We start from the raw sequence: 12,672 nt of genomic DNA, 5'->3' as shown, positions 1-12,672 counted from the left end.
GGTCAGGGGGTCAGGGTGAGGCGGTCGAGGCCGAGGGCGCTGATGAGGAGGCGTTCCTTGCGGTTGCCGAGCAGACGGGCCGTCCAGTCGGTGAAGCCGCCGTCGCCCACCTCCAGCCCGCCCGCGTACACCTTGAAGCACAGCCCGCTGTAGTAGCCCCGGCCGCTCTCCCGCCCCGGGTCCGGGGTGCCGCCGAGGGTCGCGGCGACGCGCTCGAACCGTTCGTCGAGGACCGTGATCCGGGCCTCGGGCTCCCCCGCGCCGCACGCGCGCACCGCGTCGCCCAGGATGGCCAGATGCTCGGCGGCGTGGCGACGTTCGAAGGCATGGTCGCCGGTGTCGCGACCGGCGGTCACCAGCGCGAACAGGGTGAAGTGCGCGAAGCGCGCGGCCCCTTCGACGTGCTGGGCGCGGACGACCCGCTGCACGGCGGCCAGCCGCACCGGCTCGGCCCCTCCCGCCGCGCGGCGGCGGACCGCCGCCTCCAGGGCGAGGGCGTTGGTGGGGTCGGCGGCGACCTCGCCGTTCCTGACGGTGGAGATCACCTTGTTCTGGTCGACGGTGGCGAGGGCCGAGCACGCGCCGAGCGGCGCGACCGGGGAGAGCACGACGGGCTCGAAGCCGGGCGGCAGCGCCGACAGCGCGGCGTCCTCGGCCCGCCGCAGGTCGCGGAACCCGACCGCGCCGGGCGCGGCGAAGCGGTCGTGGCCGTAGCGGCGCAGCACGTCGGCGGGTGAGAACGCGCCGGCCCTGCGCCGCATGACCTCCAGCAGCAGTGTGGTGAGGTCCGCCCCGGACAGCCGCCCGGCCAGGACGTCGAGGATCTCGGGCCCGCCCGCCTGTCTCAGGACGCGGTCGAGTGCGGTCGTTCGCTCAGCCATCCTCCATGCCTATCTGATCTTCGCCGGGGCCCGCGAACGCTTTTCCGCGCGCGGGGGCCGGGTCAGGACGTCACGTCGCGGTAGAGGCCCCTGGTGATGTCGGTGATGCGCTTGACGGAGGCGCTCCACGTGCCGCCCGCCGGGTGCGCGGTCAGCACCGCCATGACGTACCGCTCGCCCGGGCCGACCAGGCCGGTCGTGTGCAGCACGGGGCGGCCGTAGTCGGGCACGCCGGAGCCCGCGGCGCGCTGGGCGATCCACGAGACGGGCGCGCCGAGGGCCCTGGCGTCACGGCAGCGGGTGGGCGGCGTGGTGCCGAAGCCGGACCAGCCCTGCTTGACGGCGTACGGGCGGGGCACCGCGTCGGGGATGCCGAAGGTCTGGTCGAAGCCGTCGGCGCCGCACGGGGTGGCCCGGCGCAGGTGGCCGAGAATGAGGTCGCGGACCCGGGCGTCGGCCCTGTCGAGCAGGTAGCGGTAGGTGCGGACGACGTCGTACGCGCTGAGCGAGGTGTAACCCCAGAAGCCGGGCTTGGACGCGGGCGGCGGGGTGGTGTCGGCGAGGCCGAGCCTGCGCGCGGTGCGCACGATGATCTGCCCCTTGCCGCCCCGGTCCCAGAGGGTGGAGGCGGCGTCGTCGTCGCTGGCCCGCAGCATGACCTTGAGCAGGTCGGCGTCGGCCTTGGGCACGCTCCTGCGCCGTTCCAGGTAGTCGATCGCGATGAGGATCTTCACCACCGACGCCGAACGGTACTTGCGGTGGGCGTTGCGCGCCGCGACGAACCTGCCCGCCTGCCGGTCGAAGACGACCCACGCCGCCGTCGTCCCCACCGGCACACGCGGCGGCCGGGCGGTCACCGCGGCGGCGGGCGGTGCGAGGGCGGCGAGGAGGGGGACGGCCGCCACCGCGGCGGCGAGGGAGGTGATGCGCATTCGCCTATAACTACCAGATCTGGCACCGGCACCCTTGACCTTCCCACCGAAGCGGGTATAAACACAGAAGAAACCAACCCGAAACGGCGGTGAATCAACATCATGTACGCCGAGGAGCGGCAGCAGGAGATCCTGCGGAGAGCGCGCGCCGCCGGCCGCGTCGACGTGGTGACGCTGGCCGCCGAGCTCGACGTGACCACCGAGACGATCCGCCGCGACCTCACCGCGCTGGAGCGGGCGGGGGTGCTGCGCCGGGTGCACGGGGGCGCGATCCCCGTCGAGCGGCTCGGCTTCGAGCCGGCGCTGTCCACCCGCGACGAGGTGATGACGACCGAGAAGGAGCGCATCGCCAAGGCGGCGATCGCCGAGCTGCCCGAGGACGGCTCGGTCATCATCGACGCCGGCACCACCACGGGCCGCCTGGTGCAGGTGCTGCCCGCCGACCGCGAGCTGACCGTCGTGGTCAACTCGCCGCCGCTGGCGACGGCGCTCGCCGCCCGGCCCAACCTGCACGTGATCGTGCTGGGCGGGCGGCTGCGCGGCAACACGCTCGCCACCGTGGACGACTGGGCGCTGCGCCCGCTGGAGCACCTCAACGTGGACGTCGCCTTCATGGGCACCAACGGCTGCTCGCTGGACCGGGGCCTCACCACGCCCGACCCGGCCGAGGCGGCGATCAAGCGGGCGATGGTCCGGGCGGCGCAGCGCAGCGTCCTGCTCGCCGACCACACGAAGTTCTCCAACACCTACCTGGCCACGTTCGCCGAGCTGGCCGAGATCGACGTCGTGGTCAGCGACACCGGGCTCGACGCCGCGCTGGCCGCCGACCTGGCCGCCGCCGGGCCGGAGGTGATCCGGGCGTGATCCTGACGCTGACGCTCAACCCGAGCCTGGACCGCACCATCGAGGTCGCCGCGCTGCGGCGGGGCGAGGTGATCCGCGCCGCCGCGGCCCGCCTCGACCCCGGCGGCAAGGGCGTGAACGTCTCGCGCGCGCTGCTCGCCAACGGCGTGGCGGCGCGGGCGGTGGTGCCATTCGGCGGGGACGAGGGCCGCCAGCTCGTCGGCCTGCTCGCCGCCGAGGGCCTGGACATGGTGACCGTGCCGGTGACCGGCCGCACCCGCTCCAACGTCACGCTGGCCGAGCCCGACGGCACCGTCACCAAGATCAACGAGCCGGGCACCGCCCTGTCCCCCGCCGAGCTCGACACCATCGCCGAGGCGGTGCTCGCCGCCGCGCACACCGGCGGGCAGGGCGCGGACTGGGTGGTCGCCTCCGGCAGCCTGCCGCCCGAGGTGCCCGCCGACGTCTACGCGCGGCTGTGCCGCCGGTTCGCCGAGGCGGGCATCGAGGTCGCGGTGGACACCAGCGGGCCGGCGCTGTCGTACGCGCTCGGCGCCGGGCCCGCCCTGGTCAAGCCGAACCTGGAGGAGCTCGGCCAGGCCACCGGCCGGCCCATCGCGTGCCTCGGCGACGTGGTGGAGGCCGCGCGGGCACTGCGGGCCGCGGGCGCGCGGGCGGTCCTCGCCAGCCTGGGCGCCGACGGGGCCGTGCTCGTCGAGGACGGCGGCGTCTGGTACGGCCGGGCGCCGGCCATCGAGCCGCGCAGCTCCGTCGGCGCGGGCGACGCCATGCTGGCCGGGTTCCTCGCCGCGGGCGGGCACGGGCCGGAGGCGCTGGCCCGCGCGCTGGCCTGGGGCGCGGCGGCGGCCGGGCTGCCCGGCAGCCGCATGCCGGGGCCCGCCGACATCGATGCGGCGGTCACGACGGCCGGCCCGCCCGATCCGGCGTGCCCGCTCGCCGTCCCCTTCGTCCCGCCCGCCGATCCGCCCGCCGATCCACCCGCGGTCCTCTCCCCCGGGCCTTCCGCCGGCCCCTCCACCACGAACGCACCCGCTCCTCTGCCGTAGCCCGGCCGCCCCGGCCGGGCACCGGCTGCCGAACATCTGCTCAACCCCCCGAAGGAGCAAGTCCATGGCCGACACTTACACACCCCCGGTCGCCGGCACCGGCGTCAAGGCCACCATCCAGCGCATCGGCGGCCATCTGGCCGGGATGATCATGCCGAACATCGGGGCGTTCATCGCCTGGGGCCTGATCACCGCGTTGTTCATCCCGACCGGCTGGCTGCCCAACGAGACCCTCGGCAAGATGGTCGGCCCGATCATCTCGACCCTGCTGCCGGTCCTCATCGCCTATACCGGCGGCCGGATGGTGCACGGTCAGCGCGGGGCGGTCGTCGGCGCGGTGGCGGTGATGGGCGTCGTGGTGGGCACCGACGCGCCGATGTTCCTGGGCGCGATGATCATCGGCCCGCTCACCGCCTTGATCCTCAAATATGTGGACAAGTTCACCGAGGCCCGTACCCGAGCCGGCTTCGAGATGCTGGTGGACAACTTCTCCGCCGGCATCGTGGGCGCCGCGATGGCGGTGGTCGGCTTCCTCGCCATCGGTCCCGTCGTCCAGACCATCACCACCGCCGCCGGTCAGGCCGTCGAGTGGCTGATCACCAACAACCTGCTGCCGGTCGCGTCGCTGCTCATCGAGCCGGCCAAGGTGCTGTTCCTCAACAACGCCATCAACCACGGCGTGCTCAGCCCGCTGGGCGTGGCCGAGGCGGCCGAGACCGGCAAGTCGATCCTGTTCATGCTGGAGTCGAACCCCGGCCCCGGGCTCGGGCTGCTGCTGGCCTACCTGCTGTTCGGGCCGCGCGCCCTGCGCCCGAGCACGCCGGCCGCGATGATCATCCACTTCTTCGGCGGCATCCACGAGATCTACTTCCCGTACGTGCTCATGAAGCCGCGCCTCATCGCGGCCGTCATCCTGGGCGGCGCGGCCGGCGTGTTCACCTTCATGGTCACCGGGGCGGGCCTGGTCGCCACCCCGTCGCCGGGCAGCATCTTCGCCTACATCGCGGTCACGCCCAAGGGCGGCTGGCTGGCCTCCAGCCTCGGCATCCTCGTGGCCGCCGCCGTGTCGTTCGCCGTCGCCGCCGTCCTGCTGGGCTTCGGCAGGGGCGAGAAGAAGGACGGCGAGGACGACCCCGGCACCGCCGGCGCCGAGACCGGCGCCGAACCTCTCACCACCAGCAAGGAGGCCTGAACCATGGCCGGCATCGACAGCCAGGACATCCACAAGATCATCGTCGCCTGCGACGCCGGGATGGGCAGCAGCGTGATGCTCGCCTCCCAGCTCCGCAAGCAGCTCAAGGACAGCGGCGTCACCGTGGAGCACACGCCCGTCAACTCCATCCCGGACGACGCCGACGTGGTGGTCTGCCACACCGGCCTGGCCGCCCGCGCCCGCGCCGCCGCCCCAGGGAAGGTGCTGGTGTCGTTCCAGATCTTCCTCGGCGACCCGGCCGTGACCAAGCTGGTGAACACCATCAAGAACGGCGGCGTCGTCGATGCGTGAGGACCTGCTCGACCCGCGCGCGGTGCTGCTGCACGAGCGCGCGCCCGACCGCGAGGCGGCGATCCGCCGGTGCGGGCGGGCCCTGGTCGAGGTGGGGGCGGTCGCCGAGCCGTACGTCGCGGCGATGCTCGAACGCGAGCGGTCCATCTCGACCTACGTCGGCGAGGGGGTGGCCATCCCACACGGGACGAACGCCTCCAAGGACGACATCCTGCGCGACGCACTGTGTTTCATCCGCTTCCCGGACGGAGTCGACTGGGACGGCGAACGGGTCACGGTCTGCGTCGGCATAGCCGCCCGCGAGGGCGGGCACGTACCCCTGCTGGCGGCGCTGGCCGAGATCCTGATGGACCCCGACCGCGCCAGGACACTGCGCGAGGCCACCGAGGTGGCGCAGGTGATGAAGGAGCTCACGCTATGAAGGTCGCCAGGTTCCACGCCCCGGGCGACATCAGGATCGAGGACGCGCCCGAGCCCGTCGCCGGGCCCGGCGAGCTGAAGATCCGGGTCCGCAACTGCTCGACCTGCGGCACCGACGCCAAGATCTACAAGTTCGGGCACCACCACATCGTGCCGCCCCGGGTCATGGGCCACGAGATCGCCGGGGAGGTCGTGGACAGCGGCGCCCGGGTGCAGGTGATCGCGGCGATCCCGTGCGGGTCGTGCCCCGAGTGCCTGCGCGGCCGCCGTACGGTCTGCCCCAACCAGGAGTCGATGGGCTACCACTACGACGGCGGCTTCGCCGAGTACATGATCGTCCCGGCGAAGGTGCTCGCCGTTGACGGCGTCAACGCCATCCCCGAGAACGTCGGCTTCGCCGAGGCGTCCGTCGCCGAGCCGCTGGCCTGCGTGCTCAACGGCCAGGAGCTGGCCCGCGTCGGGCCGGGCGACGACGTGGTCGTGATGGGCGCCGGCCCGATCGGCTGCCTGCACGTACGGCTGGCGCGGGCCCGCGGCGCGGCCCGGGTGTTCCTCGTGGACGTCAACGCGCAGCGGCTGGCGATGGCCGAGGAGCTGGTGCGGCCGGACGCCGCGATCGACGCCGACCCGGTCGACCAGGTGCTCAAGCTGACCGGCGGCCGGGGCGCGGACGTCGTGATCACGGCGGCGGCGTCCGGGGCGGCCCAGGAGCAGGCGGTGCGGATGACCGCCCGCCAGGGACGGATCAGCTTCTTCGGCGGGCTGCCGAAGGACGACCCGGTCATCGCGCTGGACGCCAACCTGGTGCACTACCGCGAGCTCACCATCGTCGGCGCGAACGGCTCCAGCCCCGCACACAACGCCGCCGCGCTGCGGCTGGTGTCGGAGGGCGCGGTGCCGGTGGCCGACCTGATCACCCACCGGCTGCCGCTGCCGCAGGTGCTGGACGGGATCGATCTCGTCAGCCGGGGCGCGGCCATCAAGGTCACCATCGAACCCTGACAACGGGAGGCTTTCGTATGGCACAGCGAACCGTGGCCGTGGCCTCGGCGAGCGGGCTGCACGCCCGCCCCGCCAAGCTGTTCGTGCAGGAGGCGGCGCGCCTGGGCGTGCCGGTGACGGTGCGGCTCGGCGACAAGGCGGTGCCCGCGCGGAGCATGCTGGGCGTGCTGTCCCTGGGGGCCGTCCAGGGGACGGAGGTGACGCTGGAGGCGGACGGGCCGGGGGCCGAGGAGGCGCTGGACGCACTGGCGGCGCTGCTGTCGCGCGACCTGGACGCGGACGCGGAACCGGGCGGGAACTCGGGCGCGAAATCGGGCGCGGAAGAGGCTCTCGATGCCTGAGACGGGTTGGGCCGGGCCCGGGGGGCGGCTGAGCGGGCTCGGGGTCAGCCAGGGGCGGGCGGCCGGCCCGCTGGTGCGGATGGCCGGCCCGCCGAGCCTGCCCGCGCCGCGGCCGGTCGCCGACCCTGAGGCCGAGGCCGCCACCGCCGTCAAGGCGCTGGAGGCGGTGACCGCCGACCTCAACCGGCGCGCCGCCGCCGCCCGCACCGGCGCGAGCGCTGGCGCTGGCGGAGGTGGTGGCGCGGGCGCTGGCGGGGAGGCGGCGGAGATCCTGGAGGCGCTTGCCATGATCGCCGACGATCCCATGCTGCGCGAGGAGGCCGAGACCCGCGCCAGAGGCGGCGCCGACGCGGCCCACGCCCTGGAAGCCGCCTTCGACGGCCACCGGGACGCCCTGGCCGCCCTGGGCGGCTACCTCGCCGAACGGGCCGCCGACCTCGACGACCTCAAGCACCGGGCGGTGGCCGCCGCCCTCGGCCTGCCCATGCCGGGCCTGCCCGATCCCGGCCATCCGTACGTGCTGGTCGCCGGGGACCTCTCCCCCGCCGACACCGCCGGGCTGGGCCCGGACGTGCTGGCGCTGATCACCGAGCGGGGCGGCCCGACGAGTCACACGGCGATCCTGGCCCGCGCGCGCGGCCTGCCCGCCGTGGTCGCCTGCCCGGCGGTCGCGGACGTCCCCGACGGCACGATCGTCGGCGTGGACGGCGCGAGCGGCGAGATCGCCCTCGGCCTCACCCCGGAGCAGGCGGCCGAGGTCATGGAGCGCGACCGCGCCGAGCGGGCCAGGCTGGCCGCCGCCACCGGCCCGGGCAGGACCGCCGACGGCCATCCGGTCAGGCTGCTGGCCAACATCGGCTCGGCCGCCGACCTGCGGCCGGGGGCGGAGGGCGTGGGCCTGTTCCGCACCGAGTTCCTGTTCCTCGACCGCAAGCAGCCGCCCTCGCCGGAGGAGCAGACGGCCGCGTACGCCGAGGTGTTCGAGCGGGCCGAGGGCCCGGTGATCGTCCGGACCCTGGACGCCGGCACCGACAAGCCCCTGCCCTTCCTCGGCCTGCCCGAGGAGCCCAACCCGGCCCTGGGCGTGCGCGGGCTGCGGGTGGACCGCCTGCTGCCCGGCGTGCTCGACGCGCAGCTCGCCGCGATCGCCGAGGCGGCCCGCGCGACGGGCGCGGACGTGCGGGTGATGGCGCCGATGGTGACGACGCCCGCGGAGGCGGCCGGCTTCGCCCGCCGGGCCCGCGCGGCGGGCATCGCGCAGGTGGGCGTGATGGTGGAGGTGCCGGCCGCCGCGCTGCGGGCCGCCGAGCTGCTGCGCGAGGTGGACTTCCTCAGCATCGGCACCAACGACCTGGCCCAGTACACCTTCGCCGCCGACCGCCAGCATCCGGCCCTGGCCGACCTGCTCGACCCGCGCCAGCCCGCCCTGCTGGGGCTGATCGAGGCGTGCGCCGCCGCGGGCCGGGAGGCGGGCAAGCCGGTCGGCGTGTGCGGCGAGGCGGCGGGCGATCCGGCCGTCGCCCCGCTGCTGGTGGGCCTGGGGGTGACGAGCCTGTCCATGGCGCCGTCCTGCGTCCCGCTGGTCCGCGAGGCGCTGGCGGGGCTGACGCTGGAGGAGTGCAGGGAGCTGGCCCGCGAAGCGCTCGCCTGACCAGGCCCGCCGCCCCGCCGGGCCCGGCTAGCCGGCGGGCGCGGGTTCGTGGGCGCGGAGCTGGAGGGTGTCGCCGGTGACGTCCACCGTGACCTTGCCTCCCTCCGTGACCTCGCCGGTGAGCAGCATGGTGGACAGCCGGTTGTCCAGCTCGCGCTGCACGGTGCGGCGCAGCGGCCGGGCGCCGAACTCGGGCTGGTGGCCGCGCCGCGCCAGCCAGTCCTTGGCGGCGTCGGTGACCTCCAGCGTGACGTTCTGGCCGCGCAGCCGCTGCCGGGTGCGCTCCAGCAGCAGGTCCACGATCTGACGGAGCTGCTCGGGTTCGAGGCGCTTGAAGATGATCGTCTCGTCGATGCGGTTGAGCAGCTCGGGGCGGATGGAGCGGCGCAGCAGCTCCATGAGCCGGCCCTCCAGCGTGCCGGGGTCGCCGGCCGCCTCCAGGATGAGCTGCGCGCCGATGTTGCTGGTCATGATGACGACGGCGTTGCTGAAGTCGACGGTACGGCCCTGGCCGTCGGTGAGGCGGCCGTCGTCGAGCAGCTGCAGCAGGATGTTCATGACGTCGGGGTGCGCCTTCTCGATCTCGTCGAGCAGGATCACGCAGTGCGGGCGGCGCCGTACGGCCTCGGTGAGTTGCCCGGCCTCCTCGTAGCCGACGTAGCCGGGCGGCGCCCCGATGAGCCGCGAGACCGTGTGACGCTCCTGGAACTCGCTCATGTCGACGCGCACCATGTGGTCCTCGCCGCCGAACAGGGCCGCGGCCAGCGCCCGCGCCAGCTCCGTCTTGCCGACGCCGGTCGGGCCGAGGAACAGGAAGCTGCCGATGGGCCGGTTCGGGTCCGACAGCCCGGCGCGGGCCCGGCGGACCGCCTCGGCGATGGCGGTGACCGCCTCGTCCTGGCCGACGACCCGCTCGTGCAGGTGCTCCTCCAGCCGCATGAGGCGGTCACGCTCCTGCTCGGTGAGCTGGGTGACGGGGATGCCGGTGCGGCGGGAGACGACCTCGGCGATGTCCTCCACCATGACCTGCGGCACGTCGTCGTGGCCGCGCCGGGCGCGCTCCAGCTCGGGGCGGAGCTTGTCGATCTGGGCGGTGATCTCCTTGGCCCGGTCGAATTCGTCGGAGGAGACGGCCTGGTCCTTGTCGCGGCGCAGCGCGTCCAGGCGTCCCTCCAGCTCGCGTACGTCGCTGCCGGGCGTTCGGGAGCGCAGCCGCACCCGGGCGGCGGCCTGGTCCATGAGGTCGATGGCCTTGTCGGGCAGGAAACGGTCGGTGATGTAGCGGGCCGAGAGGGTGGCGGCGGCGTCGAGGGCCTCGTCGGTGATGCGGACCTGGTGGTGGGCCTCGTACGCGTCGCGCAGCCCGGCCAGGATCTCGACCGTCTGCTCCACGGTCGGCTCGGCGACCAGGATCGGCTGGAAGCGGCGTTCGAGCGCGGCGTCCTTCTCGATGTTCTTGCGGTACTCGTCGATCGTGGTGGCGGCGATGACGTGCAGCTCGCCGCGGGCCAGGGCGGGCTTGAGTATGTTGGCGGCGTCCATGCCGCCCTCGGCCGAGCCGGCGCCGACGAGCGTGTGCACCTCGTCGATGAAGACGATCATCTCGTCGGCGTGCGCGCGTACCTCGTCGACGACCTTCTTGACGCGCTCCTCGAACTCGCCCCGGTACTTCGACCCGGCGACCATGCCGGTCAGGTCGAGGGCGATCACCCGCCGGTCCTTCAGCGTGTCCGGGACGCCGCCGTTCACGATGCGCTGGGCGATGCCCTCGACGATCGCGGTCTTGCCGACGCCGGGCTCGCCGATCAGGCACGGGTTGTTCTTGGTGCGCCGCGAGAGCACCTCGATGGCCTGCTCGATCTCGTCCTCGCGGCCGACGACCGGGTCGACGCGGCCCTGCCTGGCCTCCTCGGTGAGGTCGCGGCCGTACTCGTCGAGGGCCGGAGTGTCGCCGTCGCGGCGGGCGCCCTCGCCGGGGCGGGCCGCCGCTGTAGCGAGGGCCTGCTGCAGCTCGTTGGCCGAGACGCCCTGCTCGCGCAGCAGGCGGGCGGCGGTGGAGTCGGGGTTGGCGGCCAGCGCTAGCAGCAGGTGCTCGGGCCCGATGTACGACGACTCCAGCGCCCGCGAGATCCGCTGCGCGTCCAGGATGGCGCGTTTGGCGGCCGGCGAGAGCGTGGTGGGCGGCTCGGTGGCCTGGCCTTGCGCGGCGAGCTCGCCGACCCGGCCGCGCAGCCGGTCCACGTCCACGCCGGCGGCAAGCAGCAGCGACCGGGTGGCGTCCACGTCCATGAGGGCGTCGAGGAGGTCGAGCACGTCCAGGTCGGGGGCGCCGCGCTGCCCCGCCCCCTCGACCGCCTGCCGCAGGGCGTCCCTGGCCGAGGCGCTGAGCAGCCGCCCGACGTCCACCCGCTGGACGCCGGGCCGGGACGGCGGCCAGCCCTCCATGCCGCCGAACACGCGGCCCGTCAGCTCCTCGAACCCTCTGAACGGGTCTCCGCCGAAAAATGACCTGAACGGCATGTCCGCCATGGATGTCCCCTTTCACGTTCCGAAAGGGGACCTAGCCACCCGCGCCGCGCCTCAATGCCAGCGTTCGGCAAAAAGCTGCGGCGGCGGGGACGGTCACTCGCTCGGCGCGACGAGATCGACGATCGGGGTGTCGCCGGAGACGAGCTCGTACGTGCGGTGCGCGGTGCCCGGGTTGTCCAGCAGCGCCACGATGACGGCGGCCACGTCGTCGCGCGGCACCGCGCCCGGCGGCACCTCGGGGGCCAGCCGGACCAGACCGGTGCCCGGCTCGTCGGTGAGGCGGCCGGGGCGCAGGATGGTCCAGGCCAGGTCGCGGCGGCGCAGGTCGTCCTCGGCCGCGGTCTTGGCCGCGATGTAGGCGGTCCACACCTCGTCGCGGCCGGGCGCGGGCGGCTTGCCCGCGCCCATGGAGGAGATCTGGATGAAGCGCCGCACCCCGGCCCGCTCGGCGGCGTCGGCCATGAGCACGGACGCGCCCCGGTCGACGGTGTCCTTGCGGGCCGCGCCGCTGCCGGGCCCCGCGCCGGCCGCGAACACCACGGCGTCGGCGCCGCGCAGGATGCCGGCCACCTGCTCGGTCGAGGCCGTCTCCAGGTCGCACACCACGGCCTGCGCGCCGGTGGCCTCGACGTCGGCGACGTGCGCCGGGTTGCGCACCAGGCCGACCGCGCCCTCCCTGAGCCGCGCGGCCAGGCGCAGCGCGATCTTGCCGTGGCCGCCCGCGATGATGATCCGCATCCGGCCATGGTGTCATGGAGCCATGACGGAGTTCCCGCACGCGCCGACCCCGGCGTTTCTGTTCGACCTCGACGGCACTTTGATCGACAGCGTCTATCAGCACGTGATCGCCTGGCGGCAGGCGCTGTCGGGAATGGGGATCGACCTGTCGGTGTGGCGGATCCACCGTCGCATCGGGATGAGCGGCGGGTTGTTCGTCAGCGCGCTGCTGCGCGAGACCGGGCTCAAGCTGTCGCGCGAGCAGATCGATCTGCTGCAGGTCGCCCACATGGAGGCGTACGAGCGGCAGGCCGACTCGGTCCGGCCGCTGCCCGGCGCGCCGGAGCTGCTGGCCGAGCTGACCTCGCGCGGCGTGCCGTGGGCCATCGCGACCAGCGGTTACGCCCGTACCGCGCGGCTCGCGCTCGGTCTGCTCGGCCTGCCGGAGGACACGCCGATGGTGACCCGCGACCTGGTGCGCAGGGCCAAGCCGGACCCCGACCTGTTCCTCGCCGGAGCGGCGCTGGTCGACGTGGACCCGGCCCATGCCATGGTGGTGGGCGACAGCGTATGGGACCTGCTCGCCGCCCGCCGGGCCGGCGCGCTCGGCATCGGCCTGCTGTCCGGCGGGTACGGCAGGGACGAGCTGGAACGCACGGGCGCGTTCAGGGTCTACGCCGACCCGGCGGACATGCTGGAGCGGCTGGACGAGCTGGGCGTGCGGCTCGACGACTGACACCCGGACGAGACGCGGCGGAACAAAAGGCCGAACTCCCGGGCTGGAT

13 protein-coding genes are annotated in these 12,672 nt (G+C 74.2%); 9 read left to right on the top strand and 4 right to left on the bottom strand.

The window, feature by feature from the left end; translation table 11 throughout:
* Window positions 1-2: 2 nt before the first annotated feature.
* Entirely contained in the window at window positions 3-881 is an 879-nt protein-coding gene (locus tag BMW85_RS22840) for a hypothetical protein (protein ID WP_143082370.1), read from the bottom strand.
* A 62-nt stretch (window positions 882-943) separates the two neighbouring features.
* A complete protein-coding gene (locus tag BMW85_RS22835) occupies window positions 944-1,813 on the bottom strand; it encodes a D-alanyl-D-alanine carboxypeptidase family protein (RefSeq protein ID WP_091084711.1) in 870 nt (289 codons plus the stop codon).
* 102 nt (window positions 1,814-1,915) lie between these two features.
* On the opposite strand from BMW85_RS22835, the gene BMW85_RS22830 reads away from it, so the two are divergent.
* The 8 genes from BMW85_RS22830 (at window position 1,916) to ptsP (ending at window position 8,641) form a co-directional block, all read left to right on the top strand.
* A complete protein-coding gene (locus BMW85_RS22830; protein ID WP_091084708.1) occupies window positions 1,916-2,677 on the top strand; it encodes a DeoR/GlpR family DNA-binding transcription regulator in 762 nt (253 codons plus the stop codon).
* Window positions 2,674-3,723 (top strand): 1-phosphofructokinase, encoded by a 1,050-nt coding sequence (gene pfkB, locus BMW85_RS22825; protein WP_091084706.1) that lies wholly within the window; start codon window positions 2,674-2,676, stop codon window positions 3,721-3,723. The genes BMW85_RS22830 and pfkB overlap by 4 nt, the downstream gene beginning before the upstream one ends.
* 64 nt (window positions 3,724-3,787) lie before the next feature.
* Complete coding sequence (gene mtlA, locus BMW85_RS22820; protein ID WP_218155888.1) at window positions 3,788-4,915, top strand: mannitol-specific PTS transporter subunit IIC; 1,128 nt, start codon at window positions 3,788-3,790, stop codon at window positions 4,913-4,915.
* A 3-nt stretch (window positions 4,916-4,918) separates the two neighbouring features.
* Window positions 4,919-5,227: a PTS sugar transporter subunit IIBC family protein gene (locus BMW85_RS50430; protein ID WP_218155887.1), complete on the top strand. Its 309-nt coding sequence runs from the start codon at window positions 4,919-4,921 to the stop codon at window positions 5,225-5,227.
* Entirely contained in the window at window positions 5,220-5,648 is a 429-nt protein-coding gene (locus BMW85_RS22815; protein ID WP_091084703.1) for a PTS mannitol transporter subunit IIA, read from the top strand. Before BMW85_RS50430 ends, BMW85_RS22815 begins: the two co-directional genes overlap by 8 nt.
* Window positions 5,645-6,649, top strand: a complete 1,005-nt coding sequence (locus tag BMW85_RS22810) for a zinc-dependent dehydrogenase (RefSeq protein ID WP_091084701.1) — start codon at window positions 5,645-5,647, stop codon at window positions 6,647-6,649. The genes BMW85_RS22815 and BMW85_RS22810 overlap by 4 nt, the downstream gene beginning before the upstream one ends.
* A 17-nt stretch (window positions 6,650-6,666) precedes the next feature.
* Window positions 6,667-6,990: an HPr family phosphocarrier protein gene (locus tag BMW85_RS22805; RefSeq protein WP_091084698.1), complete on the top strand. Its 324-nt coding sequence runs from the start codon at window positions 6,667-6,669 to the stop codon at window positions 6,988-6,990.
* The gene (gene ptsP, locus BMW85_RS22800) at window positions 6,983-8,641 is read left to right on the top strand and encodes a phosphoenolpyruvate--protein phosphotransferase (protein WP_091084695.1); all 1,659 of its coding nucleotides are present in this window, start codon (window positions 6,983-6,985) and stop codon (window positions 8,639-8,641) included. The genes BMW85_RS22805 and ptsP overlap by 8 nt, the downstream gene beginning before the upstream one ends.
* 27 nt (window positions 8,642-8,668) lie before the next feature.
* Here ptsP and BMW85_RS22795 read toward each other — a convergent pair whose 3' ends face one another.
* Window positions 8,669-11,170: an ATP-dependent Clp protease ATP-binding subunit gene (locus BMW85_RS22795; protein WP_091084693.1), complete on the bottom strand. Its 2,502-nt coding sequence runs from the start codon at window positions 11,168-11,170 to the stop codon at window positions 8,669-8,671.
* Window positions 11,171-11,263: 93 nt separating this feature from the next.
* A complete protein-coding gene (locus BMW85_RS22790) occupies window positions 11,264-11,908 on the bottom strand; it encodes an SDR family oxidoreductase (protein WP_091084690.1) in 645 nt (214 codons plus the stop codon).
* A gap of 22 nt (window positions 11,909-11,930) precedes the next feature.
* Here BMW85_RS22790 and BMW85_RS22785 point away from each other — a divergent pair, with 22 nt between their 5' ends.
* Window positions 11,931-12,623 carry an HAD family hydrolase gene (locus BMW85_RS22785; protein ID WP_091084688.1) on the top strand — a complete coding sequence of 231 codons (693 nt, stop codon included), beginning with the start codon at window positions 11,931-11,933 and terminating at the stop codon, window positions 12,621-12,623.
* Window positions 12,624-12,672 lie beyond the last annotated feature (49 nt).

Source organism: Nonomuraea wenchangensis (assembly GCF_900111685.1).
GTDB classification, from domain to species: Bacteria; Actinomycetota; Actinomycetes; order Streptosporangiales; family Streptosporangiaceae; genus Nonomuraea; species Nonomuraea wenchangensis.
Note: the sequence above shows the minus strand (reverse complement) of the source record. Positions and strands in the feature narration are given on the sequence as shown.

Bases quoted from the DNA above. Each gene is read 5' to 3' on its own strand.
- BMW85_RS22840 (WP_143082370.1), bottom strand. From the start codon at position 881: ATGGCTGAGCGAACGACCGCACTCGACCGCGTCCTGAGACAGGCGGGC.
- BMW85_RS22835 (WP_091084711.1), bottom strand. From the start codon at position 1,813: ATGCGCATCACCTCCCTCGCCGCCGCGGTGGCGGCCGTCCCCCTCCTC.
- BMW85_RS22830 (WP_091084708.1), top strand. From the start codon at position 1,916: ATGTACGCCGAGGAGCGGCAGCAGGAGATCCTGCGGAGAGCGCGCGCC.
- mtlA (WP_218155888.1), top strand. From the start codon at position 3,788: ATGGCCGACACTTACACACCCCCGGTCGCCGGCACCGGCGTCAAGGCC.
- BMW85_RS50430 (WP_218155887.1), top strand. From the start codon at position 4,919: ATGGCCGGCATCGACAGCCAGGACATCCACAAGATCATCGTCGCCTGC.
- BMW85_RS22815 (WP_091084703.1), top strand. From the start codon at position 5,220: ATGCGTGAGGACCTGCTCGACCCGCGCGCGGTGCTGCTGCACGAGCGC.
- BMW85_RS22810 (WP_091084701.1), top strand. From the start codon at position 5,645: ATGAAGGTCGCCAGGTTCCACGCCCCGGGCGACATCAGGATCGAGGAC.
- BMW85_RS22805 (WP_091084698.1), top strand. From the start codon at position 6,667: ATGGCACAGCGAACCGTGGCCGTGGCCTCGGCGAGCGGGCTGCACGCC.
- ptsP (WP_091084695.1), top strand. From the start codon at position 6,983: ATGCCTGAGACGGGTTGGGCCGGGCCCGGGGGGCGGCTGAGCGGGCTC.
- BMW85_RS22795 (WP_091084693.1), bottom strand. From the start codon at position 11,170: ATGGCGGACATGCCGTTCAGGTCATTTTTCGGCGGAGACCCGTTCAGA.
- BMW85_RS22790 (WP_091084690.1), bottom strand. From the start codon at position 11,908: ATGCGGATCATCATCGCGGGCGGCCACGGCAAGATCGCGCTGCGCCTG.
- BMW85_RS22785 (WP_091084688.1), top strand. From the start codon at position 11,931: ATGACGGAGTTCCCGCACGCGCCGACCCCGGCGTTTCTGTTCGACCTC.